General features: G+C 43.5%; 23 protein-coding genes and 2 tRNA genes. 22 read left to right on the forward strand and 3 right to left on the reverse strand.

Annotated features, from left to right (window positions below; translation table 11 throughout):
* The first annotated feature begins 23 nt into the window (after positions 1–23).
* The 7 genes from alaS to ABD943_RS00340 all read left to right on the forward strand — a co-directional run bounded on the left by alaS (position 24) and on the right by ABD943_RS00340 (position 6,489).
* Positions 24–2,642: an alanine--tRNA ligase gene (alaS, locus tag ABD943_RS00310; protein ID WP_345292664.1), complete on the forward strand. Its 2,619-nt coding sequence runs from the start codon at positions 24–26 to the stop codon at positions 2,640–2,642.
* Positions 2,643–2,872: 230 nt separating this feature from the next.
* The gene (csrA, locus tag ABD943_RS00315; RefSeq protein ID WP_046561223.1) at positions 2,873–3,100 is read left to right on the forward strand and encodes a carbon storage regulator CsrA; all 228 of its coding nucleotides are present in this window, start codon (positions 2,873–2,875) and stop codon (positions 3,098–3,100) included.
* Between the two features lie 62 nt (positions 3,101–3,162).
* Positions 3,163–3,253 (forward strand) — tRNA-Ser (locus ABD943_RS00320).
* A gap of 180 nt (positions 3,254–3,433) precedes the next feature.
* Positions 3,434–4,828, forward strand: coding sequence for a diguanylate cyclase (locus ABD943_RS00325; RefSeq protein ID WP_345291209.1), 1,395 nt, complete (start codon positions 3,434–3,436; stop codon positions 4,826–4,828).
* Between the two features lie 183 nt (positions 4,829–5,011).
* Positions 5,012–5,088: transfer RNA gene (locus ABD943_RS00330), tRNA-Arg, on the forward strand.
* 306 nt (positions 5,089–5,394) lie between these two features.
* The gene (locus ABD943_RS00335; protein ID WP_345291210.1) at positions 5,395–5,868 is read left to right on the forward strand and encodes a hypothetical protein; all 474 of its coding nucleotides are present in this window, start codon (positions 5,395–5,397) and stop codon (positions 5,866–5,868) included.
* A 165-nt stretch (positions 5,869–6,033) separates the two neighbouring features.
* On the forward strand, positions 6,034–6,489 hold the full coding sequence (locus tag ABD943_RS00340) for a YciI family protein (RefSeq protein WP_345291211.1): 456 nt from the start codon (positions 6,034–6,036) through the stop codon (positions 6,487–6,489).
* Between the two features lie 44 nt (positions 6,490–6,533).
* On the opposite strand, the gene ABD943_RS00345 is transcribed toward ABD943_RS00340, so the two are convergent.
* Both ABD943_RS00345 and ABD943_RS00350 read right to left on the reverse strand, forming a co-directional pair.
* Positions 6,534–6,962 (reverse strand): organic hydroperoxide resistance protein, encoded by a 429-nt coding sequence (locus ABD943_RS00345; protein WP_345291212.1) that lies wholly within the window; start codon positions 6,960–6,962, stop codon positions 6,534–6,536.
* 10 nt (positions 6,963–6,972) lie between these two features.
* On the reverse strand, positions 6,973–8,019 hold the full coding sequence (locus ABD943_RS00350; protein WP_345291213.1) for an NAD(P)-dependent alcohol dehydrogenase: 1,047 nt from the start codon (positions 8,017–8,019) through the stop codon (positions 6,973–6,975).
* A gap of 284 nt (positions 8,020–8,303) precedes the next feature.
* On the opposite strand from ABD943_RS00350, the gene ABD943_RS00355 reads away from it, so the two are divergent.
* The 4 genes from ABD943_RS00355 (at position 8,304) to astE (ending at position 13,215) form a co-directional block, all read left to right on the forward strand.
* Entirely contained in the window at positions 8,304–9,851 is a 1,548-nt protein-coding gene (locus tag ABD943_RS00355; RefSeq protein ID WP_345291214.1) for a cryptochrome/photolyase family protein, read from the forward strand.
* 67 nt (positions 9,852–9,918) lie between these two features.
* Positions 9,919–11,334 (forward strand): DNA recombination protein RmuC, encoded by a 1,416-nt coding sequence (locus ABD943_RS00360; protein WP_345291215.1) that lies wholly within the window; start codon positions 9,919–9,921, stop codon positions 11,332–11,334.
* An 18-nt stretch (positions 11,335–11,352) separates the two neighbouring features.
* Positions 11,353–12,183, forward strand: coding sequence for a M23 family metallopeptidase (locus ABD943_RS00365; protein ID WP_345291216.1), 831 nt, complete (start codon positions 11,353–11,355; stop codon positions 12,181–12,183).
* A 6-nt stretch (positions 12,184–12,189) separates the two neighbouring features.
* Positions 12,190–13,215, forward strand: a complete 1,026-nt coding sequence (gene astE, locus ABD943_RS00370; protein WP_345291217.1) for a succinylglutamate desuccinylase — start codon at positions 12,190–12,192, stop codon at positions 13,213–13,215.
* 330 nt (positions 13,216–13,545) lie between these two features.
* Here astE and ppsR read toward each other — a convergent pair whose 3' ends face one another.
* Positions 13,546–14,367, reverse strand: coding sequence for a posphoenolpyruvate synthetase regulatory kinase/phosphorylase PpsR (gene ppsR / locus ABD943_RS00375; RefSeq protein ID WP_345291218.1), 822 nt, complete (start codon positions 14,365–14,367; stop codon positions 13,546–13,548).
* A gap of 142 nt (positions 14,368–14,509) precedes the next feature.
* Here ppsR and ppsA point away from each other — a divergent pair, with 142 nt between their 5' ends.
* The 11 genes from ppsA to ABD943_RS00430 all read left to right on the forward strand — a co-directional run bounded on the left by ppsA (position 14,510) and on the right by ABD943_RS00430 (position 26,173).
* On the forward strand, positions 14,510–16,882 hold the full coding sequence (gene ppsA, locus ABD943_RS00380; RefSeq protein WP_345291219.1) for a phosphoenolpyruvate synthase: 2,373 nt from the start codon (positions 14,510–14,512) through the stop codon (positions 16,880–16,882).
* Between the two features lie 235 nt (positions 16,883–17,117).
* Complete coding sequence (locus ABD943_RS00385; RefSeq protein ID WP_345291220.1) at positions 17,118–17,525, forward strand: hypothetical protein; 408 nt, start codon at positions 17,118–17,120, stop codon at positions 17,523–17,525.
* Positions 17,526–17,592: 67 nt separating this feature from the next.
* Positions 17,593–18,033: a GNAT family N-acetyltransferase gene (locus tag ABD943_RS00390; protein ID WP_345291221.1), complete on the forward strand. Its 441-nt coding sequence runs from the start codon at positions 17,593–17,595 to the stop codon at positions 18,031–18,033.
* A 30-nt stretch (positions 18,034–18,063) separates the two neighbouring features.
* Entirely contained in the window at positions 18,064–19,722 is a 1,659-nt protein-coding gene (locus tag ABD943_RS00395) for an AMP-binding protein (RefSeq protein ID WP_345291222.1), read from the forward strand.
* Between the two features lie 125 nt (positions 19,723–19,847).
* Positions 19,848–20,105 (forward strand): GlsB/YeaQ/YmgE family stress response membrane protein, encoded by a 258-nt coding sequence (locus ABD943_RS00400; protein WP_345291223.1) that lies wholly within the window; start codon positions 19,848–19,850, stop codon positions 20,103–20,105.
* Between the two features lie 92 nt (positions 20,106–20,197).
* Positions 20,198–20,743, forward strand: coding sequence for a glycine zipper 2TM domain-containing protein (locus tag ABD943_RS00405; protein ID WP_345291224.1), 546 nt, complete (start codon positions 20,198–20,200; stop codon positions 20,741–20,743).
* Positions 20,744–20,782: 39 nt separating this feature from the next.
* Complete coding sequence (locus ABD943_RS00410) at positions 20,783–21,079, forward strand: PepSY domain-containing protein (protein WP_345291225.1); 297 nt, start codon at positions 20,783–20,785, stop codon at positions 21,077–21,079.
* A gap of 43 nt (positions 21,080–21,122) precedes the next feature.
* The gene (locus ABD943_RS00415) at positions 21,123–21,806 is read left to right on the forward strand and encodes a response regulator transcription factor (RefSeq protein WP_345291226.1); all 684 of its coding nucleotides are present in this window, start codon (positions 21,123–21,125) and stop codon (positions 21,804–21,806) included.
* Between the two features lie 13 nt (positions 21,807–21,819).
* On the forward strand, positions 21,820–23,202 hold the full coding sequence (locus ABD943_RS00420) for an ATP-binding protein (protein WP_345291227.1): 1,383 nt from the start codon (positions 21,820–21,822) through the stop codon (positions 23,200–23,202).
* Positions 23,203–23,275: 73 nt separating this feature from the next.
* The gene (gene dinB / locus ABD943_RS00425; RefSeq protein WP_345291228.1) at positions 23,276–24,385 is read left to right on the forward strand and encodes a DNA polymerase IV; all 1,110 of its coding nucleotides are present in this window, start codon (positions 23,276–23,278) and stop codon (positions 24,383–24,385) included.
* Between the two features lie 96 nt (positions 24,386–24,481).
* Complete coding sequence (locus tag ABD943_RS00430; RefSeq protein ID WP_345292665.1) at positions 24,482–26,173, forward strand: alanine/glycine:cation symporter family protein; 1,692 nt, start codon at positions 24,482–24,484, stop codon at positions 26,171–26,173.
* The last annotated feature ends 90 nt before the right edge of the window (positions 26,174–26,263 follow it).

The raw sequence follows: 26,263 nt of genomic DNA on the forward strand, positions 1-26,263 counted from the left end.
AAGTGAGCATGACAGCTAAGACAATGACAACCAATGATATCCGAAAAGCTTTCTTAGAGTTTTTTGAAAAGAATGGACATAAGATGGTGGATAGCGCACCTTTAATCCCTGCTAATGATCCCACTTTATTATTCACCAATGCAGGTATGGTACCTTTTAAAGATTGTTTCTTGGGTACCGAACAGCGCTCTTATACTCGTGCCACAAGTTCTCAGCGGTGCGTACGTGCAGGCGGGAAACACAACGACCTAGAAAACGTTGGCTATACCGCTCGTCACCATACCTTTTTCGAAATGTTAGGTAATTTCAGCTTTGGTGATTACTTCAAAAAAGAAGCCATACATTACTGCTGGGAGTTACTGACAGAAGTCTTTAAGTTACCGAAAGAGAAGCTTTGGGTAACGGTTTATGCAGAAGACGATGAAGCCTATGATATTTGGGCGAAAGATATTGGCTTCCCTGAAGAACGAATTAGCCGTATTGGCGATAATAAGGGTGAACGTTATGCATCGGATAATTTCTGGGCGATGGGCGATACCGGCCCATGCGGACCTTGTTCAGAAGTGTTCTACGACCACGGCGAGCATATTTGGGGAGGCCCTCCAGGCACGCCAGAAGAAGATGGCGACCGCTTTATTGAAATCTGGAACTTGGTATTTATGCAGTACAACCGTCACAAAGACGGCACCATGGAGTCGCTGCCTAAGCCTTCTGTCGATACGGGGATGGGGCTAGAGCGTATTTCGGCGATTTTACAAGGCGTTCATAGCAACTACGAAATCGACACTTTCCAATATCTAATCAAGCAAACAGCAGAGCTGCTTAAAGTTGAGGACTTAGATAATAAGTCACTGCGCGTGATAGCGGATCATATTCGCTCGTGCTGCTTCTTAATTCTCGACGGCATCGTGCCGAGTAATGAAGGCCGTGGTTACGTTTTAAGACGTATCACTCGCCGCGCTATTCGTCATGGCCATCAGCTTGGCGCTAAAGGCAGTTTCTTTTCAAAGTTGGTGCAGGCTCTGGTCGATACGATGGGTGATGCTTATCCAGCACTTAAAGAGCAGCAATCGATCATTGAAGGCGTATTGGCTAAAGAAGAAGACGCATTTGCGAAAACCTTGGATAAAGGTATGCAGATTCTTGAAGCCGATATGGCGGATATTAAAGATAAAACCATTTCCGGAGAAACCGTTTTTAAGCTCTACGACACTTACGGTTTCCCACAAGACTTAACCGCAGACATCGCCCGTGAAAAAGGGTTAGAAATTGACTGGGACGGCTTCGAGAAAGCGATGGAAGCCCAGCGTGAGCGTGCTCGCGCATCAAGCAACTTTGGCGTTGACTATAATGATTCACTGAAGCTTGAAGAGGTGTCTGAGTTTACCGGCTATGATTATCTGAGTCAGCAAGTGAAAGTACTGAAGTTGCTCAAAGGTGATGAGGCGGTGGAAGCACTGAGCGAAGGTGAGAAGGGAATTATCATTCTAGAGAAAACACCATTTTATGCTGAGTCAGGCGGTCAAGTTGGTGATAAAGGAAGCCTCTACGGTTGTGGCGCTAACTTTATCGTTGAAGATACGCAAAATATTGGCGATGCGATTGCTCATATCGGCTATGTTGACAAAGGTGAGGTTACGACACGTTCAGAGCTAAAAGCGGATGTCGACGGCGGTTTACGCCAGAGCACGATGCGCAATCACTCAGCGACGCACTTATTGCATGCCGCTTTACGCGAGGTGTTAGGTTCTCATGTGCAACAAAAAGGTTCGTTAAATGATCCAGAGCGTTTGCGCTTTGACTTCTCAAATCCAGAAGGCGTCTCACGCGAGGATTTAGCGATGGTTGAGCGCATGGTTAATGAGAAGGTTTTTGAAAATCACCCTGTAGAAGCAGCTGTCATGTCGATGGATCAGGCTAAAGAGCAGGGCGCAATGGCGCTGTTCGGTGAGAAATATGGTGATGAAGTTCGCGTCTTAACCATGTCACCTTTCTCTGTTGAGCTTTGCGGTGGTACTCACGTTAAACGTACCGGCGATATTGGCCCATTCAAAATTGTTTCTGAGACAGGTATTGCCGCCGGTGTTAGACGTATTGAAGCCGTTACAGGAGAGCGAGCAGTCGCTTGGATGCAGCAGTCCGAGAGCAAGCTTCACAGCCTCGGAAAGCTTTTGAAAAGTGATCCGGCGCAATCGGTTGAAAAGGTTGAACAACTACTCGATAAATCCAAGCAATTGGAAAAGCAGATCCAGCAGCTGCAAAGTAAACTAGCATCGAGTCAAGGTAGTGATTTAGCCGAAAGCGCGGAAGACATAAACGGCGTAAAGCTATTGGTTTCAAATCTTGAAGGCGTTGAGCCTAAAGCGCTCCGTGACATGCAAGATCAACTTAAAAACAAGTTAGGTTCTAGTATCGTGGTTCTCGGTATCGCGGGAGATGACAAGGTGAGCTTAATTGCTGGAGTCAGCAAAGACCTTACGTCAAAAGTCAAAGCCGGGGATTTAATCAAAATGGTTGCTGAACAAGTCGGCGGTAAAGGCGGTGGCCGTCCTGATATGGCACAAGCTGGCGGCAAAGATCCTGCTGCTTTGCCTGCTGCACTCGATTCTGTCAAACCATGGGTTATGGAAAAACTTGCTTAAAAAGCAAGGATATACATTTGAGTAGGGACGCTGTATTCTTGTAACAGAAAGTATTTTTGTGACAGGACGCTCAAAAGTATAGTCTTGAATCCAATTTATTGATAGAATTCGCGACTTCCGGCGCTAGTGTCGGCTTTCTTTACACGAGTATTTGTAGATTTAAAATTTGTAGATAGTTGAGAGCGGCTTGGATTCAGCCAGGGATGCTCTCTAGGATAGAGGAGACTGGAATGTTAATTTTGACAAGACGCGTTGGCGAAACGCTTATGATCGGTGATGAGATCACTGTTACAGTATTAGGCGTTAAAGGCAACCAAGTACGTATCGGCATCAATGCACCTAAAGAAGTCGCTGTTCACCGTGAAGAAATCTATTTGCGAATTCAGCACGAAAAGCAAATGGAGAATTACCAACCAAATCAACCAGGTAATAATTCAGACGACGACTATAATTATTAAAAAAAGTTGGATTGGAGTGTTGCATTTTATCCTGAATAAGGTAACATTCCGTCCGCGTCAACGGTGAGGTGGCCGAGCGGCTGAAGGCGCTCCCCTGCTAAGGGAGTATACCCTAATCCGGTATCGAGGGTTCGAATCCCTCCCTCACCGCCATTATTTATTTATAATGGTCGGCGACAGATTAAAGAAAAACCTGCTTCTGGCAGGTTTTTTTATGCCTATCATTTATAATCCTTTTCGATATAAGGCGGATTGTTTGCGTCGGCTAAAACAGTTTTTTCTAAAAATTAATAACGGTAATTTTTATTTGTAATTCAATCGTTTTTAGGTAATATGAATTTAGATCCTGATAAAAATAAACCAATGAAGCCTAACCGATTAATTAAATATCTTTTTTTCTTGCTCTGTGCAATTTACGTCGTCAGTGCGTCCTACGTTGTTGAAAAATCTTTATCTGCTATATCAGCAGAGCAGATTCAGGAAGAGCGAATAGACTTTGCTAATGAAGTATCATTGGTACGCTCTAATATTGAGTCTGCTATATACTCAGAAATATATATTGCTAACGGTTTAGCGACAGTTTTAATGGTCGATAAAGATTTGGCTCTTTTTAAGTTTGAGCAACTTGCTGAAGCATTAATTAGTAATGGCAAATACGTTCGAAACATTGGCATTTCAACCGGCTACACCATTTCTGATGTCTACCCGCTGGAGGGTAATGAGAAAGCTCTTGGTTTTGACTATAGAAACGCCCCTAGTCAATTACAATCTGTTGAGGCGGCTAGAGAAGCTGGAACCATGACTTTAGCAGGACCACTGACTTTGGTGCAGGGTGGGAAGGCTGTGATTGCCCGTTATCCTATTTTTGATGACTTTCCTGATAATACAGTTTATTGGGGCGGCGTCAGTGTCGTTATCAACGTAGACCAGTTATTTGACGGTTCAGGGCTGTCTCAAATTTCTGAAGAGCATGCTATAGCGCTTAAAGGCGTTAACGGTACTGGTGCGGAAGGTGACATTTTTTATGGTGATGAATCGACATTTGATAACCCAGATGCCTACTTTTCAATTGATGTACCAAATGGTAGCTGGGTCATTGCCGGCAAATTAAAATTGAATAGGGAAACTGCCGGGTTTGCTTTTTCAACGATTTTACGAGTTCTAGGTTATGCTGTTGCACTCCTGTTAATTGTTTCTGCTACGCTACTGTATAGAGCGTATCAAGTGGCAACAAGTGCATCCTATAAAGATACATTAACAGGGCTTCCTAATAGACGATACGCGACAGAAGTGATGAGCAAGCTGCTTGCCCAAAAAGGTAGTAACGCTAAGTTTTCCGTCATTATCATCGATTTAGATAACTTCAAGTATATCAATGATACCTTCGGTCATGATGCCGGTGACTATGTTTTGAAGCGTATTGCAGAAATCTTAACTTCTACGCTCAGAGAGTCAGACTATGTCTTCCGATTAGGTGGGGATGAGTTTCTAATAGTCATACCATCGGTTAATATAAAAGAGCACCTAGATATTATTGTTGAAAAGATAAAGTCGGCAGTGTCAGAGAAAGACTACCAGTACAAAGGCGAACTGATCCAAGCTTCTTTCAGTGCGGGTTGTGGCCGATATCCGGATGACGCAACAGGATTGACTGATTTATTGAGTATAGCTGATGAGGCAATGTATGAAGATAAAAAGTCTCAAAAAGATAAAACTCAACAAAGCTAACTCGCTTAAGTTGGTGTTTTCGGGGGATGCAATTTAGTCATTTATTGATTTTTCAGGATGTTTTTTAAACAGAAAGTGTATAGTAAACATACAGTTAAGTGCTTTTCTTAAATATTCTGGAAAAAATTATAAAAGAGCGTTGACATATAAAAAGCTGGTGGCATAATACGCCCCACTAACGAAGCGCGTGTAGCTCAGTTGGATAGAGTACCTGGCTACGAACCAGGCGGTCGGAGGTTCGAATCCTTCCACGCGCGCCATTATTTAAAACCTCGCTACGGCGGGGTTTTTTATTGCCTGTATAAAAGTGGTGTTCAAGAACCTTCAGTTACAAGGAAGGGTGCTGGCAACGATCACCCGAATGGACATGAACAACAGTCGAATAACAGTTCTTATCCAGAATTTACTCCTTGCAATTCCGGTCTTATAGCCTCATGTGGTGACTTCCCCGAACCATTATCCCAGAAGGAGAGTCTGCATAACGACTCCACATCTAATTTGATGAAGTTGGACTTTATCCGCTGTGTTGACTAATATCTTTACAAAAGGAATGAATATTATAAATTATGAAAAAGCTATTGAACCCTTTGCTGGTGTTAATCATCATCACTTGTTTAGGAGTGGTGTTATATAAATTAAAAGATAACGGTTATATCAAGTTAGCAAAGCATGTTACTTGTCATTCAGTTCCACTAACAACAGTCTATAATGATGATTTAGACTTAAAAGCAGTTCACTTACTAAAACGGTGTGATGATTCTGATACCATAAAAAATACTGTTTTAATAGAAAATAAAGAGACAGGCTCTGAAGTTGTTTATCAGTCTGAGTTGGACTTCTCCGAAAGAATTTACTTGGTATGGGAGCAACACGATGGCTTGGTTATTGCAAAGCCTGAGCTGAGCGATGATTTGACTTCAAAGAAGTATCGGACCATATACAGCGTGACGTATTTACCGCTTAAGGAATTTAGGGTTGCGCTAGGACATGCTTTGACTGATTACAAGCACTCTTCTTTGAACAATGTTAACTCTCAGTAGTTATTTGGAATTATCATTTTTATAGTGGGTTATCTTGAGAGTGTTCCTAGAGCGAAATTTTTTGTGGAATAGACTCGACTGATTATCTGCTATAACTTTTTTATTTCTTACCTTTGTTTATACTAGCTCTATTGTTAATTTAATCTTATTCATGGAGTGGCTGTGATGAGTGTATTTAAATCTTTTATCGCTTTTGTGGGATTGATGTTTGTCTGTGCGAGCTATGCTGAGCCGTACGATGCTGAACTAGCAAAAGAGCTGGACGCTGACGACTACGGTATGAAGTCTTATGTCTTAGTGATTTTAAAAACTGGCGAGAATGATGAGTCCATAACTGATAAGGAAGAGCGGGCCAAGTACTTTCGGGGGCATTTCGATAATATGAAGCGTCTAGCTGATGAGGGTATGCTGGTTTTGGCAGGCCCTTTGGCTGAAGATGCTCCGAAGCGTGGATTGTTTATTTTTAATGTGGACTCTTTGGCTAAAGCAGAAGCTTTAGTGAAAACAGATCCCGCGGTCAAGGCGGGTATTTTTACATACTCTCTCACTAAGTTTTATGGCTCGGCAGCATTAATGAAAGTTAATGATATTCACAAGAAGATTCAAAAGAAACCGATATAAGTGTAATGAAAAGCCCAGTAATCAGCTGGGCTTTTTTAGACTTATTATACGACTTTTAGTCTCACATCCACACCGCCACGAGTGGCGTTAGAGTATGGACAGACTTGGTGAGCTTTCTCAACTAATGCTTCAGCGTCAGCTTTATCCATTCCTGGGATTGAAACCTGTAGCTCTACATCGATGGCAAACCCTCCATCTGTAGGGCCAATACCAACTTCTCCAGTGACGCTCGTATCTTCAGGCAGTTTTACCTTTTCCTGGCCAGCGACGTGTTGCATCGCGCCGATAAAGCACGCTGAGTAGCCTGCCGCAAAAAGTTGCTCAGGGTTGGTTCCGTCGCCGCCAGCGCCGCCTAGCTCTTTTGGTGTCGATAGGGTTACTTCTAATTTTCCATCGTTGGTTTTCGCTGAGCCTGTGCGTCCGCCTGTGGCTGTCGCTTTAGTCTTGTATGCAATTTCATTGGGTTTTTTCATGTAAAACTCCTTATGATTTCAGTGATTTCATATCAATAACAAAACGGTACTTAACGTCAGAGTCCATGACTCGTTTATAGGCAGTGTTGATATCCTGCATGTCGATCATTTCAACGTCTGAAACAATGTCATGTTCTGCGCAAAAATCGAGCATTTCTTGGGTTTCAGCAATACCACCAATCAATGATCCAGCGATACGTTTACGTCCAAGAATTAAACCGCCACCACTTAACTCAGGTAGCGGGGTTAAAGCGCCAACGATTACCATGGTAGCATCACGCTTTAGTAAGTTGACGTAAGGGTTTAGATCATGGGATACCGGAACAGTATTGAGGATAAAGTCAAAACTTCCAGCATGTTGCTTCATCGCTTCTTCGTCTTTTGACACTAAGACTTCATTAGCGCCCAAGCGCTTTGCATCGGAACCTTTTTCCGGCGACGTCGTGATCATGACGACTTCCGCGCCCATCGCATGAGCAATTTTGACACCCATGTGCCCAAGGCCGCCGAGGCCAACAACGCCAACTTTATCGCCTTTTTTAACGTTCCACTGACGCAGAGGAGAGTAGGTAGTGATACCGGCACACAGTAGTGGAGCGACAGCTTTAGTATCCAACTTTTCAGATACATTCAGCACAAACTTTTGATCGACGACGATTTGATTCGAATAACCGCCATGAGTTGGGCCGCCTAGTATTGGATCTTCGCTACCATACGTCATGACAGCACCATTTTCACAATATTGCTCAAGGTCATCGTCACAAGCGCTGCAAGACTGACAAGAATCAACCATACAACCGACCCCGACTAACTGTCCTTCTTTAAAGTTTGAAACTTTTGAACCGACAGCTTTAACGCGCCCGATGATTTCATGACCAGGGACTACCGGGTAGACAGTGCCGCCCCAATCGTTGTGAGCTGTGTGAATATCGCTGTGGCAAACGCCACAATACTCGATGTCTATATGAACGTCGTCATCTTTGAGTTGGCGGCGTTCGATTTCGATGGGGGTTAAGTCTGAATCGGCTGATTGTGCTGCATAGGCTGCTGTTTTCATTATTTCTCCTAACTCGTTTAGGGAATGTATTTAATCGATACGTTTATTTAATCTCGACTTATTATAGGTCTTTCAAGTGAAAATTTTGTTTAGACACTCACCATCTCTGACATATTTAATCTTTGACATACCTTAATATGGGGCTTTTTGAGGGTGAAACAAATATAAAGACTTAATTGAATGGTTGATTCTGTCTATGAGATCAGCTTTTAAACTTCACAAGAACTTCACTGATCATCGTTAAGATTAAGAAATCGTAGCTAAAGTCGTGAGCAGGGCGATCCTTGAACAGTTCATACCATCAAATCAAACTGATACTGGGAGACCAGTTAAATGCACAGCACAGCTGGTTTAAAGAGACCGATAAAAACTGTCTTTACGTGATCGCTGAATTGCATCAAGAGATGGATTACGTCAAACATCATGTCCAAAAAGTGTGTGCCTTCTTTCATGCGATGCAAAGTTTTGCAACTGCCTTAAATAAGGCTGGTCATGATTGTTTACATTTAACGCTCGATGACACCCAAGACTTTCGTAGTCTTCCAGCCCTGGTTAAGTCGTTAGTTGAAAAATATGACGCTTCTAAGTTTAGTTATCAACTTCCCGATGAGTACCGCTTGAGAAACCAGTTATCGTCTTTGTTACTTAACAATGTAGAGGTTGAGGTTTTTAGTACGGAGCACTTTTATTTAGAAGATGCGGAGCTTGGAGACTACTTTACACAAGACAAGCACAACAGGATGGAGTCCTTCTATCGAAAAATGCGGAAACGGTTTTCGATTTTAATGAGCGATGATAAACCGCAAGGCGGGCAGTGGAACTATGATCAGAAGAACCGAAATAAACTCAAGTCAGCGGATTTAGAGGATATTCCAGAGCCACTTCTGTTTGCCAATGATATGAGTTCTATCCTGAAAAGGCTTGAGCGGCACCAAGTAACAACTTTTGGACAAGCGGCAAGCTCCTTGTTGTGGCCGACAAGTCGACAGCAGTCAAGAGAGTTACTCAACCACTTTTGTCAGTACTGTCTTCCTCGGTTCGGAGAGTTCCAAGATGCCATGACTTTTAAATCCGATCATAAATGGTCACTTTATCATTCGCGGCTATCTTTTGCTTTAAACGCTAAAATGCTATCGCCCCAAGAAGTTATTAGTAAAGCGGTTGATGCTTACAATCAGTCGCAGAGTGTAGATATTGCACAAGTTGAGGGCTTTGTTAGGCAGATACTGGGCTGGCGCGAGTTCGTTCGTGGTATTTATTGGACTCATCCCAATTATGGTCACAACAACTTCTTTAAAGCTCAACGAGATCTGCCGCACTATTTTTGGACCGGTGATACTCGAATGCGCTGCCTCTCAGAGGCTATCAAGCAATCCTTAGATTATGCTTATGCGCACCATATTCAACGCTTAATGATCACTGGCAACTTCTGCATGTTGACTGAAATCGATCCCGATCAGGTTGATGATTGGTATCTGGGCATTTATGTGGATGCTATTGAGTGGGTGGAAATGCCCAACACGCGAGGAATGAGCCAGTTTGCAGACGGTGGGATTATTGCTACTAAGCCCTATGCGGCAAGCGCCAATTATGTGCACAAAATGTCCGACTACTGCTCTGATTGCTACTATTCTCATCAAGATAAAACGTCGCAACGTGCCTGTCCGTTAAACAGTCTCTACTGGCGCTTTATTGATGTTCACAGAGATAAGCTTGGTAATAATCAGCGAATGGGGATGATCTACAATGTCTGGGATAAGAAAAGCAACGACGAAAAAGAACAAATTTTGAACAAGGCGGCGGGTGTTTTAAGAAATATTGATGCTCTATAGTCCAATAGCTACTTTTTTATAGTGATTTTGTTACACTTAACCCACTATATAAATACCGAAGTAATTCATGGATTTCACTGCCTTTATTTCTGAAAACATGCCTCTGGTCATTATTCTTGGAGTTTTGCTTTTAATCGTTTTGCTCCTAGTTATTATGGTCAGTAAGCAATCTAAGACGATTCAGTCGATTGCGGAATCACAGTATGGCGCGACTGATGGTGTGAAAGCTTTAGAGCAAAAGCAAACCATGGCATTTGAATATGCCAAGGCAGACCTTCATCGTATGGCTGAGCAGAGTCAGCGATCATCAGAGAACTTCATCGAAAAGCTTCAAGGCAACCAGATTAAACTGGGCGAGTCGTTCCAAGCATTTCAAAATCAATTGCAGAAAGATCTGACGGGCTTTAAAGACAATTTACAAAAAGACATCTTCAAACTGAAAGAGCAAATCGAAACCAATCAAAAAGAGTCTCAAGCCCAGTTACACGAGCAGTTTAGACGAGGAATCAAAGACGTCAGGGAAGAACTGACCATCAGCCTTAAAACTCAAGGCGAAAATATTGAAAAGAACATGACCGGTTTAACCAAAGCGACTGACGAACGCTTAAAGGAAATCAGCGGACAAGTCGAGAAGCGATTAGCGGATGGCTTTGAGAAAACCACCAAAACCTTCCAAGATGTATTAAAACGTCTTGCGCTGATTGATGATGCGCAGAAGAAGATTACGGAACTATCCAGTAACGTCGTGAGTCTACAGGAAATATTATCGGACAAACGCTCACGAGGAGCTTTTGGTGAAGTTCAGCTGGAGTCTTTGGTGTCGAATGTAATGCCAACGACGCATTACAAATTCCAGCACACCTTTAACAATGGCAAAATTGCTGACTGTGCTTTGTTCTTGCCGGAACCGACGGGGGTGATTGGTGTTGACGCCAAATTCCCGCTAGAAAACTACCAAAAAATGGTTGATGTGGAATTGTCGAAACCTGAGCGAGATGCTTCTCATCGTGCCTTTGTGCAGGACATTAAGAAACACGTTAAAGACATTGCCAGCAAATACATTATTGATGGTGAAACGGCCACTGGTGCTGTGATGTTTATTCCTGCAGAAGCGGTCTTTGCGGAAATTCATGCGCATCACCCTGAGCTGGTCGAGTTTGCTCAGCAGAGTAAGGTGTGGATGGTATCACCAACCACCATGATGGCTTTATTGACCACTGCCAGCGCTGTACTCAAAGATGAGGCAACTCGTAAGCAGGTGCACATTATCCAGGAGCATCTTGGTAAACTATCGATTGAGTTTGGACGCTTTAAAGATCGTTGGGGTAAACTCAATACCCATATTGATCGTCTAACCAAGAGTGCGAAAGATATCGACACCACAGCGGACAAAATTACTCGCCGTTTCGATCAAATTGAACAGGTAGAATTACAGGATGACGATGACGACGATGATCCTATCGGTATTGGTCATCAGTCTTAGTAAACAAAGGTTATATTCATGCTTAAAAAATTGATACTGCTTACGACGTTAGGGCTAGTGTTTTCCTTGGCGCAGGCACAAGAGCCGTTACTGCTATCGCTCAAGGGTGATTTAACACAAGGGGGGTTAGTCGTTGGGCAAACGGTTAAAGGTGCCAAGGTGACTTTTGATGACACCAGTCTGGAAGTCAGTCCTGAGGGGTATTTTGTATTTGGCTTCCACCGTGACATGCCTGAAACCGCTGCTTTGACAGTAGAGAAAGGCGACAAGAAAGAAGTCCAGAAATTATTTATTCGAAAGCGTGATTATAATATTGAGCGCATTGATGGCTTGCCGCCATCAAAAGTAAATCCTATGAAGCCTGAAGTCCTTAAACGCATACGAGAAGAGGGCGCCTTGGTTGCCTCGGCTAGGAAAAATAGCAGCAGAGACATGTTTTTTATGCAGGACTTTATTTGGCCAGCGAAAGGTCGTTTGAGTGGTTTTTATGGTAGCCAGCGGGTACTGAATGGCGAGCCGAAACGACCCCATTATGGCGTAGACGTCGCAGCGCCAACGGGAACGGAAGTAGTTGCGCCTGCCGATGGAACTGTTCGTTTGGCTTATGACAATATGTTTTATTCTGGCGGTACTTTAATCATAGATCATGGTTACGGCGTATCCTCGACCTTTATTCATCTTAATTCGATTGACGTTGAGGAAGGACAGAAGGTTAAGCAAGGCCAGCGTATCGCCACTATTGGTGAGACAGGGCGTGCCACAGGCCCACATTTAGACTGGCGAATTAATTGGTACACCTCACGTTTGGACCCACAGTTATTGGTTCCTCCATTTGAACAAGAACAATAAATTACTATGAATATTGATGAATTTCGCAACAACTTCAATTTACTCGATTTTGTCCGAGAGCATTTAGAAGGGCATCAGCCTTTTTCAATGTCGCTTGATGACTTTTTAGTGACCTTTCACGACGTTGGCATTATAGAGTTTAAACCCAACCATGAGTCGCAACAATACTTAGCACTTTCTGCCGGGGTGCACGGTAATGAAACCGCGCCGATGGAAATCGTGTCTGACATGGTTCACGATTTACTTAACGATAAGCTCAAGTTGTCCTGTCACTTGTTGGTGATGATTGGACATCCAAAAGCTATGCTCAAAGAGCAACGCTTTGTTGATTTTAATTTGAACCGTATGTTTAGTGGCGAGTGGAAAAAGTATTGGCAGCAGCGTGATGAGATTTGTGAGGTCGAACGCGCCAAGCGATTAGAGCAAGCGGTGAGCGACTTCTTTGCCCAAAGCTGTGCTAACGACACTCGCACTCACTATGATCTACATACCGCAATAAGAGCGTCAAAATATGAAAAGTTTGCGATTTATCCCTACTTGGATAATCGCGAGCATAACCCCGCTCAACTGAACGTGATGCAAGACCTTGGCGTTAATACTGTTTTGCTTTATCACAAGCCAAGCACAGTTTTTTCATACCACTCAAGCCATAACTTTAAGGCTGACAGCATTACCGTCGAGTTGGGTAAAGTAAAACCGTTCGGTGAAAACAATCGTGAAGACTTTGCGGAGGCTGAAAAAACGCTTCGACAACTGGTCGAGTCTACTTATAGTTATGATCATACCTCGCGCTATAAAACCAATGGCCAAAAACTCTTCAAGGTAAAGCGTGAGTTGCTGAGAGTGAGTGATGATTCGCACCTCAATGTCGATGATGCTTTACCAAACTTCACAAGCTTTGAGAAAGGCTTTGAGTTACTCAGCGATCCAGAGGAGCCTTACATTGTCGAAAATGACGGAGAAGCTATCGTGTTTCCAAACAATAAAGTACCAATCGGACAACGAATGGCGCTGGTGGTAGAAGAAGTTTAGTTTATTTCTGTAGGTTAGTACTAAAATACCCCGTAAAAGTTAGCCTCTCGATACAAAATCATAGTGTGAACTGGGCATGGACAGCCCAGTTCAGCAAAGACGAAACATGGATGTTTCGTTTTGCGGCACGTTAAATTATTTTGAATCGAGAGGGAAGCGCAAGGCGTCTAACTTTTGGGGCGAGTTTTTTGGTTCGTTTTTTGCTCGTCAAAAAATGAACATATTAAGAATATTATAAATGTAGGTGCTTATAATCATTATATTGGTAATTTAGAGGTTTGCTAAAAGGCACTAGATCCCGCGGTTAAACCGCGGGATGACAAGAAAAGCCTAAAAAATCCTTCTTTCTATTCCTGTGTCATTCATAATCTTAACGGCCAATTCTTCCACCGATCGCGAGGTTGTATCAATAAACGGGATTCCTTGGCGGCGATACAGCGCTTCGACTTCGCGAGTTTCATACATACACTGCTGGAATGAAGAGTAGGTGCTATTGGGGCGGCGTCCTGTTCGGATTTCATGCAATCGCATCGGATCGATAGTCAGGCCATAGATTTTGTGTTTATTGCTCTGCAAACCGGGGCGAAGCTTGATATTGGGTAAGTCCTCATCGGTAAAAGGGTAGTTTGCCGCAAAAATACCAAATTGCATGGCTAAGTACAGTGAGGTGGGTGTTTTACCGCAACGCGATGGGCCAACAAGGATAATATCCGCTTGGTCATATTGCTTGGTGCTGGCGCCATCATCATTGTTTAACGCAAAGTTCACCGCGCTCATTCGGGTGTCATAGGCTTGCATATCATCGGTCGAGTGCGATTTACCCACACTAAACGAACTGCGTACACCTAATTCTTTTTCTAGCGGCCCTATATACGTGTGAAAGAAATCGAGCAAGATGGCTTCGGACTGCAAAATCGTTTTACGAATCTCCGGGCGCACAATGGTTTCAAAGACAAGAGGAGGGACTCCATCTCTTATGGCTGTTTGATTGATTCGCGCAACTGCTGCTAATGCTTTGTCCTCATCATCAACGAACGGAATAGTGTGGTACATAAATTCGACATGATCTTCGAATTGTGCGGTAAGGGATTGGCCGAGTAGTTCGGCCGTTATGCCCGTTCGATCTGAAATAAAGAAGACTGTACGTTTCATATTTGCGCAATAACCAGTAAAATGGCGACCTTTAATGACCAATGAGTGTGTGAATTTAAGCATTTACGCCTGTTTTCAGCAAGTAGCTGCTGGGATAGAAGGCGATTTTCTTTAATTTGCAGACCACAACGGGAGAGATACTTTGGATAAGTACGTACTTTGGTATGAAGAGTTAGGCATGGGTGACGTCGAGCGCGTAGGTGGTAAAAACGCGTCTTTAGGCGAAATGATCAGTAATCTAAGCAACATGGGTGTTAGTGTACCTGGCGGTTTCGCCACTACAGCTGATGCTTTTCGTGCATTTTTAGAGCAAAGTGGCCTAAACGAAAGAATCAACCAAGAGTTAGACGGATTAGACGTTGATGACGTTGAGAAGCTGGTAGAAGTCGGCGCAAAAATCCGTGGCTGGGTGATGGATACGCCGTTTATTCCTGAAATGGAAATGGCCATCACTGATGCTTACAACAAATTAAAAGGCGACTCTAACGAAGAGTTTGCCGTTGCTGTTCGCTCTTCTGCGACCGCTGAAGATTTACCGGATGCTTCTTTTGCGGGGCAACAAGAGACGTTCCTTAACGTTCGTGGCTTAGATAACGTCATGAAAGCGTTAAAAGAAGTGTTCGCATCACTGTTTAACGACCGCGCGATTGCTTACCGTGTACACCAAGGCTTTGAGCACAAATTAGTTGCTTTATCAGCGGGCGTCCAGAAAATGGTTCGCAGTGACATCGCTGCCAGCGGCGTGATGTTTACGATGGATACTGAGTCGGGTTTTAACGACGTTGTATTTATTACCGGCGCTTATGGTCTTGGAGAGACTGTCGTGCAAGGTGCAGTAAACCCTGATGAGTTTTATGTTTATAAGCCGACGTTAGAGCAAGGTCGTCAAGCGATTGTGCGTAAAACATTGGGCGGTAAAGCTATTAAGATGGTTTATACCGATAACAACGAGCACAACAAAAGCATCGAGACAGTTGATGTTGAGCACAATGAGCGCATGAACTTCTGTATCAACAATGCGGAAGTCCAAGAGCTAGCAAAGCAGGCCATGATCATCGAGAAACACTACAAGCGTCCGATGGACATTGAGTGGGCGAAAGATGGTGCTGATGGCAAGTTATATATCGTTCAAGCGCGTCCTGAAACGGTCAAAAGCCGTTCTGACAAAAACGTTATTGAACGTTACCAGCTAAAGAACAAGTCTGAATTAGTTGCGACAGGGCGTGCTATTGGCCAGCGCATCGGTAAAGGTAAAGCGCGCGTGATTAGCTCTATCGACCAAATGAAGGAAGTTCAAAAAGGCGACGTCTTAGTGACCGATATGACGGATCCGGATTGGGAGCCTGTCATGAAGCGCGCAGCGGCAATCGTGACCAATCGTGGCGGTCGCACCTGCCACGCAGCGATTATTGCTCGTGAGCTTGGTATTCCAGCTGTCGTGGGTTGTGGTGATGCCACAGACCGCATTAAAGATGGTGTCGAAGTCACGGTAAGCTGCTCTGAAGGTGATACCGGTAATATTTACCAAGGCTTGTTGGACTTTGAAGTTAATAAAAGTTCTATCGACAACATGCCTGACTTACCATTCAAAGTGATGATGAATGTGGGCAATCCAGATCGTGCTTTTGATTTTGGTCAGCTGCCGAATGCTGGCGTTGGTTTGGCACGTTTAGAGTTCATCATTAACCGCATGATTGGTGTTCACCCGAAAGCTTTACTTAACTATGACAAACTGGAAGACGATAACTTGAAGAAGACTATCGCCATGCAGATGTCAGGTTACGCCAACCCGAAAGAATTCTATATCAGCAAACTAGTAGAAGGTATTTCGACGATTGCTTGTGCCTTCGCGCCAGAAAAAGTGATCGTTCGTATGTCGGACTTTAAGTCGAATGAGTACGCGAACTTGATCGGCGGTAGCTTGTACGAACCACACGAAGAAAACCCTATGATTGGGTTCCGCGGTGCTTCGCGTTATATTTCGGAAGACTTCCGTGACTGCTTCGAACTTGAGTGTGAAGCGATTAAGCGTGTTCGTAACAAGATGGGCTTCAACAACGTTGAAATCATGATTCCATTTGTTCGTACGTTAGGCGAAGCGAAACGTGTGATCGAATTGCTTGAAGAGAACGGTCTAAAACGTGGTGATAATGGCCTTCGTGTCATTATGATGTGTGAGTTGCCATCTAACGCGGTATTGGCTCAAGAGTTCTTGAAGTACTTTGATGGCTTCTCGATTGGTTCGAATGACTTAACCCAGCTTTCGTTAGGTTTGGATCGTGACTCTGGCATCATCTCGCATTTATTCGATGAGCGCGATCCAACAGTCAAAGTGTTACTGGCAAACGCTATTAAAGCGTGTAAGAAAGCCAATAAGTACATCGGTATTTGCGGTCAAGGGCCTTCTGACCACCCTGACTTTGCTAAGTGGTTGATGGAGCAGGGCATCGATAGCGTTTCCTTAAACCCTGATACCGTACTAGAAACTTGGTTGTTTTTAGCGAAAAACGCTTAAGTTTCGGTCCTTCGGGGCAAGATTGAGCCGAAAGACTTGCCTCGAAGGCTGTCATATCCTATCAGTGATGCGTAGTTTTGCGCATCACGCCTCTTCTCACCACTCTAAATCACACGTTTACATCTCAGTCCTAACGTCACACTTTAAGGAATTTTACTTTGCCAAACGTCATCCGCGTGGCATACTTATCTGCGAGTTATACAGAAAATTCTAACTATATTAGGAGGTTAGCTCGATGAAACGTTTAGCTATAGCACTTTTGGCTTCAACTTTAGTGATTGCTTGTAGTGATGAAAAGCAAGAAGAAGTCAAGAAAGAGAGTAAAGAAGCCGTAGAGGCAATGAAAGATGCAGGTAGTGAAGCGATGGAAGCTACCAAAGAAGCCACAGCTACCGCAGTTGAAAAAACTAAGGAAATGGCTTCAGACGCAGCAGACGCTACAGCGCAAGCCGCTGAAGATGTGAAGCAAGCGACTGCAGATGCTTATGATGCGACTAAAGCAGAAGCTCAAGAAATGTTAGCCGACGCTGAAGATGCCCTTGATGAAGCGAAAGCAGACTCAAAAGCGGCCTTAGCCGAAGCAGAGAGAGAGCTTGAAGAAGCAAAAGAAGAGCTTGAAGAAGAAGATAACGGCAAACATTAATCTTTAGTGTTTGATTGAAACGAAAGCCACTTGACGACTCAAGTGGCTTTTTTTATACCTTTAATCGATGAAAATGATGATACAAGAAATTGAAATCAATGACGTTTACCCTTTACGTCAACGGGTCTTGAGACCGGGGCAGCCTATTGAATCTTGTCACTTTCCTGAAGATACGTTGCCTGGCGTTTTTCATTTAGGTGCGTCAGTAGAAAGTGTTATTGTTGGGATCGCATCATTCTATCCAGAAAAGCACCCCAAACTCGATGGGGCAGAGCACTGGCGACTTCGCGGTATGGCCACTGACGAGAGAGTGCGTGGTCAGGGATTGGGTCGAGAATTGTTACTTGAAGGTATAAAGTCTTGCGCTGAAAAGGGCGCTGATTTGTTATGGTGCAACGCAAGGGTCAGTGCCGCTGATTTCTATCACAAACTTAATTTTGAAATACATGGCGAAGCGTTTATTATAGAAAACATCGGACCACATTTTTTAATGTCCTATAAATACTAAAGATAACATTAATGGGTAGGAAAATAGCGTATGAGTCACTCAGGGGTTAGTCAGTTAGAGTTAGAAAATACTTTGTCAGCGTTCTATCGCTGGGAAAAGATTAAGGCGAAGCAACCATTTTTGCGCCAACCTTTTGGTAACGACTGGAAGGAATACACATGGGAAGGTGCGGGCCAACAGATTCGTAAAATGGCCAGTTACCTTAAACGTGAATTACCCGCCAACAGCAAAGTGGCTATTTTGTCTTACAATTGTTCGCATTGGGTTATGGCGGATTTAGCCATCATGCTGGCTGGCCATGTTAGTGTGCCAATTTATCCCAGTGCTGGTTCAGAGACTATTACCACTATCCTTGAGCATAGTGAATCCAAGCTAGTCTTTATTGGCAAGTTCCCTGAGTGGTCTAAAAAATCTGATGCTATTCCAGACAGCATTGCGACTATTGGGTGTCATGAATCACACCAAGGCGTTAAAGACTGGGATGAAATTATTGCAAGCGAAGAGCCTTACAATGAATCACCGATTCCAAATTTTGATGAACTAGCTACCATTATTTACACCTCAGGAACAACGGGAATCCCTAAGGGTGTCATGATCACGCATAAGATTTTATCCAATGGCGCGGCCGCAGCAGCAGCCTTCATTGATGTTAAAGAGGAGCGCTGTTTTTCATATTTGCCGCTGGCTCATTGTGCAGAGAGGGAGCTGACAGAAATTATCAGCATCCATACCGGAAGTGTGATTTCTTTTACTGAGTCATTAGAGCGTTTCCAAGAAAATATTCGTTCAGTAAGACCGACCATATTTTTTGGCGTGCCTCGGATTTGGTTAAAGTTCCAGCAAGGCATCGAAGATAAAGTTGGCAAAACAAAGCTCAAAGTGTTGCTCAAAATTCCTCTAATCAATCGCTTGATAAGAAAGAAAATTCTCAACGGATTAGGACTTGATGAAGCGAAAATTTGTTTGTCCGGCGCGGCTGCGTTGCCTGAAGGTACTTCGAAGTTCTTCCAGTCGATTGGTATTCGTATCTGCGAGGCATATGGTTTGACCGAGACCATGGCATTCTCACACGCCTCGTCACCAGAAACCTGGAAGCAAGGCTCTGTTGGCATCACCATGCCGACAGCAGAAGCGAAAATTGCTGAGTCTGGCGAAGTTCTATTGAAAAGCCCGTGTGTGATGCAAGGGTATTATAAGGAACCCCTTAAAACTAAAGACGTTATCGATGACGATGGTTATTTCCACACTGGAGATCTGGGGGAAATTGATGAGGATGGTTTCTTATTTATCACCGGCCGGGTCAAGGATATTTTCAAAACCTCCAAAGGTAAGTATGTATCTCCAGTCCCTATTGAAGCTACATTGGAGCCAGAGCTTGGGGTTGAGCATTTGTGCGTTATTGGCGATGGTTTACCATCACCAATCGCCATCGCGTCGATCTACAATAAACAGTTCCAGGACAAAGACGCCTACCTTCAGGAAGCTGAGCAATTGCTGCAAAAGATTAATAATAACCTGGAAGGTCACGAAAAACTGGCTAAGCTTATATTGGTTAACGAGGAGTGGAGCCCTGAAAATGGCTTGATTACGCCTACGTTAAAAATGCGTCGACAACAAATCGAACAACATTATAAGCCAAAGCTTGATAGGTACCTTAAATCAGAGAAGATCGTGCTGTGGGATGAGTAGCTAAGCCCGAATTTTGTCTTACTTTTGATAAAGTTAACGTTATTTTACGTTCAGTTAACAAACTTTATCATGCCTTGTGGCATACTGTTTATGGTCAATAATCAACATGATTAAGGAGTAATGACATGGGTATTTTAACTTGGATTGTCGTCGGACTGATTGCAGGTGCATTAGCAAAGCTGATTATGCCTGGTCCTGATAAAGGCGGCTGGATAATGACAATAGTGCTTGGTATTGTTGGCGCTTTTGTTGGTGGTTTCGTCGGTAAGTTTTTAGGTTTAGGCGGAGCTCAAGCGACAGGCTTTAACATTGAAACCTTATTAACTGCTACTGGCGGTGCTATTATTATTCTGTTTCTATACCGTACTTTCAGTAAGCCTTAACCATCATTCGGTTCATCTTCGATTCAGTTGAACCTGAGTAAACTGTCTCCTGAAATAAGCCAACTTTGTTGTTTGGTATCAGGAGACAGATTATGAAACTTACACAAAAACTCATTATCACATCTATTGCGCTATCAGCGCTTACCGTTCCATTAGCCGCACAGGCTGATCATAAATACAAAAAACATGCGCACTATGACAGTCGTTATGAACATGGGCACTTTGTTCGTGGTAAAGTCGTGGATGTTGAACCTGTTTTCGCGGCTGGTTACCGTTACAATGAACCCGTAAGAACTTGTCATTCAGAACGAACTCGTTATGATGCAGGAGACCGTCGTAAAAAAGCTCTAGTAGGGGGCGTCGTCGGCGGCTTAATCGGTTATAAGCTTGGTGATAAACAACGCCACAAGAATGCCGGCGCTGTTGCTGGTGCCTTGCTCGGTGCGACTATTGCCAAAAGTAGTTCTGGTGATAGAAGAACCCATTGCACTACGCATTACGAGGATCGCTACGAGCGAGGTCGTATCGTCGGTTATGATGTGGTTTATAAGTACCGTGGACGTCACTACACAACCTTTTCTGAATACAGACCAGGTCGTTGGATTGAAGTAGTGCGTCCAAGAAAATATCATCATTAATACATTGAATTCGTCAGTAACGGTGTTTAAGAGAATTAAATGATTAAGAAATTAACGCTTTTAGCTATATTGGTAACCGTTTTCAGCTATGGCCCGAGTGCTTTTGGAGCCACTGAAAAACGGTTGCCGACTCCTCAGCTACAAGAAAAAAAGTCCTGTACTCCCATTGGTAAAGGTGCCGCGATGAGTGCTGCTGCTCGAAGAATTGATAGCAAAGTGTTGTCTGCCAGTTTAAACATGCGGGCAAGACCTCCTGTTTATCGTGTCAAGGTACTCACAGATTCTGGGCGAGTTCGTTATATTTACGTAGATGCATGTACGGGACGTTTGGCTTAGTCGGGCAACGATTAAGGTTAAGAAATACTAGGGGTTAAGAACAATGAAAATACTCTTGATGGAAGACGATGACGCATTGCGTCAGCAGCTGGTCACGGCTTTGGAGAAACAAAGCTATGTTGTAGAACAGGCGCCCAATGGAGAGGAAGGCTTGTATTTGGGGCGAGAGTTCTCGTTTGATTTAGGCATTTTTGATCTTGGTCTTCCTGATATTTCAGGTATTGAAGTGATTGAAACTTTACGAAAAGAAGATATTGGCTTCCCAGTATTGATTCTGACTGCCCGTGGACACTGGCAGGATAAGGTCGATGGCTTAGCCGCTGGCGCAGATGATTATTTGGTTAAACCGTTTCAGATTGAAGAGTTATTAGCCCGCGTTAATGCTTTGCTAAGACGTGCATCAGGTTATGCTAAACCTGAGATCGTAAAAGGCCCGATTAGCCTTAATAGCCTAAAGCAAGAAGTTAAAGTTAACGATCAAGCGATGGATCTGACGGCTTACGAATATAAGGTTCTTGAATACCTAATGTTGAACCCAGAAAAAGTGGTGTCAAAAACTGAGTTAACAGAGCATTTATACGCCCAAGACTATGACCGAGACTCCAATGTTTTAGAAGTTTTCGTTGGCCGTTTACGTAAAAAAATTGATCCTGATGGTAGCTTAAAACCGATTGAAACCCTAAGGGGGCGTGGCTATCGCTTAAACAGTGATTTGGAAAAGTCGTAATTAGGAAACTTCCGTGGCGGAGCAGTCTGAGAACAAGGTTAAATTACCCAAGTCGTCGTACTCCTTACAAAGACGACTGTTATTAAATACCAGTATAGTGCTGGTATTTTTTATTGTTGCTATGAGTTTCGTTCTTCTCGACTCTTATAAAACAGGTATTCGCCAAGCGACTTTCGAGCGTCTTTATGCGCAGTTTTATAGCTTGTTATCTTATGCTGATGAACTAGAGCCTGGTGATTTGTTCCTGCCAGAAGAAATCCCTTCGGATAAACGTTTTAATCAATATAACAGTGGTCTGTCCGCTTTGGTTTACGATGAAACGGAAAGCTTAATTTGGAAGTCACTATCTGCTCGCTATGATCAAGAGCAACATAAGGTTCCACTGCCGTTAAGCTTACCCGGCGAGGGGACTCTCGCAGAAATCACCATGGAAGACACCGATTATTTCCGCTTTCATTACATTGCTGAGTGGGAATCGCCTGAGGGTGCGGTCTCTTTATATCACTTTGTCATCTTGGAAAATAAACGCCCATTTGACCAAGTAATTTCTGCTTACCGTAATCAATTATGGTTCTGGCTCTCCATTATGGCATTGTCACTGCTTGCCATTTTGTTTGTGGTGATGCGTTGGACTCTACGCCCAATTAGACGTGCGGTGAAAGAGCTTCGCCAGATTGAAAAGGGTTTACTCAATACGCTTTCAGATCAATATCCGCAAGAGCTTCAGCGCTTAACTGAAAATATTAATCGGTTTATTCAAAGCGAGCGTCATCAAAGTAAACGTTATAAAGAAACGTTGGGGAATTTGGCGCATAGTCTGAAAACACCACTAGCCGTGATGCATACCGCTTTACAAAACCAAAACGATGCTGATGAGTTATTGACAATCTGTTCCGAGCAAATAACACGGATGGATCAAATTGTTGCTTATCAATTACAAAGAGCCACCAGTGGGCCACAAGTGATGATGCGCTCGATGGAAGTGGAGCCAGCACTAGAAAAGCTCGCGACAAGCTTATCTAAAGTTTACCAAGACAAGGCTGTCTCCATCGATGTTGATGTCAGCAAAGGCTTAATGATTGCACTTGATGAAGGAGACTTTTATGAAGTCTTTGGTAATGTCTTAGATAACGCCTGCAAATGGACTCAGTCAAAAGTTCGAATCAAAGCGCAGCGAATTGCTGGTAAAGTCCAAATTACGGTAGAAGACAATGGTCCAGGTATTCCTGAGAACGTTCGACTCGCCATTCTGTCTCGTGGCAAACGACTTGACGAATCCGTTGAAGGGCAGGGAATTGGCATGTCAGTGGTTACGGAAATTGTCGCAGCTTATAATGGCAAGGTAGAGATTGATAGAAGTGAACTGGGCGGGGCTTTGATGAGGTTGAGTTTTTAATAATAAGACGCCCTCTAAACTATAATCATCAAGGCTCTGTTTTATTCTTTTCCGTTCCAGCATAAAATAAGTGATGCCTGACGCCTTACCTGAAATCCAAGCCAGTCGAAAAATTATCCATGTGGATATGGATTGCTTTTATGCAGCCATTGAAATGCGGGATGATCCTTTGTTACGTAATGCGCCAGTGGCGGTGGGTGGCTTGCCGGATAAGCGTGGTGTCATTGCGACCTGTAATTATGAAGCTCGATCTTACGGCGTTCACTCAGCGATGGCTTCAGCTCACGCCAAGCGTTTGTGTCCTAACCTTATTATTGTTCCGCCAAACTTTGAGAAGTACCGTCACGACTCTAAAGTCATTCGTTCGATTTTTGCACAATATACGCCTTTGATTGAGCCGCTATCATTGGATGAGGCATTTTTAGATGTTTCCGACTCGGTCGAGTACAAGGGGAGTGCGACTTATATTGCTCAAGCCATTCGTCATGATATTTATCAGGAGTTAAAGTTAACGGCTTCTGCTGGAGTCGCGCCCAATAAGTTTTTGGCAAAAGTTGCTTCGGATTGGGAAAAGCCTAACGGGCAGTTTGTTATAACGCCAGATGCGATTGATGCGTTTATGTTGGAGCTTCCGGTAAAGAAAATTCCAGGTGTTGGCAAGAAAACCTCAGAGAAGCTTCATAATATTGGAATTTACACCTGCGCGGACTTACAGGAGTTAGAGCTTATCGATCTGACTCAGCGCTTTGGTAGCTTTGGCCAAAGCCTGTACTATTTAGCGCGTGGTATCGATCAGCGTCCAGTGATTACCCATTATCCCCGTAAGTCACTGAGCGTCGAAAATACTTACGATAAAGACTTGTACAGCCTCGAAGACTGTTTAGCTGAAATTCCTCAGTTGCTCAGCACATTACGCCAGCGATTGGCGCGCTCAAAAGTGGATGCGCCTATTAATAAAATGTTCGTTAAACTCAAATTTAGTGATTTTTCAGCGACGACAGTAGAGCGAACCAGCTTTGGTATTAATGACGATATGTTTTATGAATTAATGGATGAAGGCTTTCATCGTCGTGAAAAGTCTGTGCGTTTATTAGGGCTCGGTGTGCGTTTTCAAAATGCCGAGTCATCCAACTTTGTGCAATTGCCCCTAGAGTACGCGGATGGGGCGTTTGACGAAGACTGATGATCAATAAAGTCACTAGCCAAGCTTTTCTCATAATGGTAAGGTTAGCCGATAATTTTAACTTATAAGTGTTATGGGGATCATTTCTTGGACATTATAGAAACAATTAAAAACGGACTGGATTTTCTAGATGGATTTCTAGGTTCTGCGGATTATTTTCCGTATTTATTAATTGGTGTAGGTTTATTTTTTACAATTTATCTGGGTTTTCCACAGGTTCGATACTTTGGACAAGCGGTTCGAATTGTAAAGGGTAAATACAGTAAAAAAGATGATCCAGGTGATACATCTCATTTCGCGGCCTTATCTACGGCTCTTTCAGGTACTGTCGGTACCGGTAACATTGGTGGCGTGGCGCTAGCAATATGGATTGGTGGCCCAGCGGCGATTTTCTGGATGTGGGTGACAGCCTTCCTAGGTATGACGACTAAGTTCGTGGAAGTGACCTTATCTCATAAATACCGTGAGAAAACTGAAGACGGCACCATGGCGGGTGGCCCCATGTATTACATGGAGAATAAACTCAACATGAAATGGTTGGGTATCATATTCGCTATCGCAACGATTATCAGTAGTTTCGGTACGGGCAATATGCCTCAAATCAATAATATTGCTCAGGTTATGAATGACACATTCTCGTTACCTAACTGGATTACGGGTGTTGGTCTGGCAATTTTATTAGCCATGGTTATTATCGGTGGTATTAAGCGTATTGCTAAAGTTGCTGAAAGGGTGGTCCCTTTTATGGCGGCTCTTTATGTCATCGGTGCTCTTTTGGTTATTTTCTATAACTATGAAAATATTATCCCTTCTTTCTCAGCAATTATCGGTAGTGTATTTTCTGGTTCATCTGCAGTGGGCGGCTTCTTAGGAGCGAGCTTTGCTTATGCAATGCAGCGTGGTGTTAACCGTGGCTTGTTCTCGAACGAGGCGGGTCAAGGTTCGGCAGCAATCGCACACTCAGCGGCGAAAGGCAAAGAACCCGCGTCAGAAGGTATGGTGTCATTATTAGAGCCTTTTATTGATACGCTAATCATCTGTACTTTAACCGCACTAGTGATTCTTTCTTCAGGCGTCTGGAAAGATAAGCATCAGAATACATTCGATAGAACTGATATGAAGTTTGTTGCTGGAGATTGGACGGATCAGAATTCTGAAGACATTGAGCAGTTGCGTCTATATCTAGAGCCGAAAAGTAAAGATAGCTCTGAGGTGAAGCCGTTCAGTGGCAGTATTTCATTGCAAGATGGTGAAGCAATTTCCGACGGTTACACACTTCTTAACGCTAACTCAGTGGCGGAAGAAGTTACTTACATGGAACTAGATACTAAGACTGAACAGCTCTCACCAATTACAGGTGTTATTACTGTAAAAAATGGTAGCTTAGAAAATCAAGATATTATCGTTCAGGGTAAGTCACTCATTCACTCAGCGAGCTTGACGGCCGAAGCATTTACGCGTGGATTTATGGGTGAGCATGGTAAGTATATTGTCTCAATAGGCTTGCTGCTATTCGCATTTACTACCGCCATTGCTTGGTCTTATTACGGTGACCGTGCGGTTATATACTTATTTGGCCATAAGGGTGTAATGGTCTACCGAGTTGTCTATGTGGTGATGTTTGCAGTTGCCGCAGTTATTGATACCACGGTGGTTTGGAAGTTAGCTAGTGTGGCTATTGTGATGATGACCCTGCCAAACTTACTCGGGATTATGCTGCTTCATAAGGATATGAAGCAAACCGTGAAGCAGTATTGGGATGACTTTAGAAAGGGTGATGCCCACTAAATAATCCAGCCTCATCGAAAGCCCCGACTCTATGTTGGGGCTTTTTTTTTACCCCAAACTTGTGCAAATCATAAACTGCGCTAGACAATC

The sequence above is a fragment of the Kangiella marina genome, from assembly GCF_039541235.1.
GTDB lineage: Bacteria > Pseudomonadota > Gammaproteobacteria > Enterobacterales > Kangiellaceae > Kangiella > Kangiella marina.

What these genes read in the sequence shown, in the direction of transcription:
- ABD943_RS00350 (WP_345291213.1), bottom strand. Translation starts at nt 8,019, where the DNA reads ATGAAAACAGCAGCCTATGCAGCACAATCAGCCGATTCAGACTTAACC.
- ABD943_RS00365 (WP_345291216.1), top strand. Translation starts at nt 11,353, where the DNA reads ATGCTTAAAAAATTGATACTGCTTACGACGTTAGGGCTAGTGTTTTCC.
- alaS (WP_345292664.1), top strand. Translation starts at nt 24, where the DNA reads ATGACAACCAATGATATCCGAAAAGCTTTCTTAGAGTTTTTTGAAAAG.
- ABD943_RS00360 (WP_345291215.1), top strand. Translation starts at nt 9,919, where the DNA reads ATGGATTTCACTGCCTTTATTTCTGAAAACATGCCTCTGGTCATTATT.
- ABD943_RS00335 (WP_345291210.1), top strand. Translation starts at nt 5,395, where the DNA reads ATGAAAAAGCTATTGAACCCTTTGCTGGTGTTAATCATCATCACTTGT.
- csrA (WP_046561223.1), top strand. Translation starts at nt 2,873, where the DNA reads ATGTTAATTTTGACAAGACGCGTTGGCGAAACGCTTATGATCGGTGAT.
- ABD943_RS00415 (WP_345291226.1), top strand. Translation starts at nt 21,123, where the DNA reads ATGAAAATACTCTTGATGGAAGACGATGACGCATTGCGTCAGCAGCTG.
- astE (WP_345291217.1), top strand. Translation starts at nt 12,190, where the DNA reads ATGAATATTGATGAATTTCGCAACAACTTCAATTTACTCGATTTTGTC.
- ABD943_RS00410 (WP_345291225.1), top strand. Translation starts at nt 20,783, where the DNA reads ATGATTAAGAAATTAACGCTTTTAGCTATATTGGTAACCGTTTTCAGC.
- ABD943_RS00325 (WP_345291209.1), top strand. Translation starts at nt 3,434, where the DNA reads ATGAATTTAGATCCTGATAAAAATAAACCAATGAAGCCTAACCGATTA.
- ABD943_RS00390 (WP_345291221.1), top strand. Translation starts at nt 17,593, where the DNA reads ATGAAAATGATGATACAAGAAATTGAAATCAATGACGTTTACCCTTTA.
- ABD943_RS00345 (WP_345291212.1), bottom strand. Translation starts at nt 6,962, where the DNA reads ATGAAAAAACCCAATGAAATTGCATACAAGACTAAAGCGACAGCCACA.
- dinB (WP_345291228.1), top strand. Translation starts at nt 23,276, where the DNA reads ATGCCTGACGCCTTACCTGAAATCCAAGCCAGTCGAAAAATTATCCAT.
- ABD943_RS00405 (WP_345291224.1), top strand. Translation starts at nt 20,198, where the DNA reads ATGAAACTTACACAAAAACTCATTATCACATCTATTGCGCTATCAGCG.
- ABD943_RS00395 (WP_345291222.1), top strand. Translation starts at nt 18,064, where the DNA reads ATGAGTCACTCAGGGGTTAGTCAGTTAGAGTTAGAAAATACTTTGTCA.
- ABD943_RS00385 (WP_345291220.1), top strand. Translation starts at nt 17,118, where the DNA reads ATGAAACGTTTAGCTATAGCACTTTTGGCTTCAACTTTAGTGATTGCT.
- ABD943_RS00400 (WP_345291223.1), top strand. Translation starts at nt 19,848, where the DNA reads ATGGGTATTTTAACTTGGATTGTCGTCGGACTGATTGCAGGTGCATTA.
- ppsR (WP_345291218.1), bottom strand. Translation starts at nt 14,367, where the DNA reads ATGAAACGTACAGTCTTCTTTATTTCAGATCGAACGGGCATAACGGCC.
- ABD943_RS00340 (WP_345291211.1), top strand. Translation starts at nt 6,034, where the DNA reads ATGAGTGTATTTAAATCTTTTATCGCTTTTGTGGGATTGATGTTTGTC.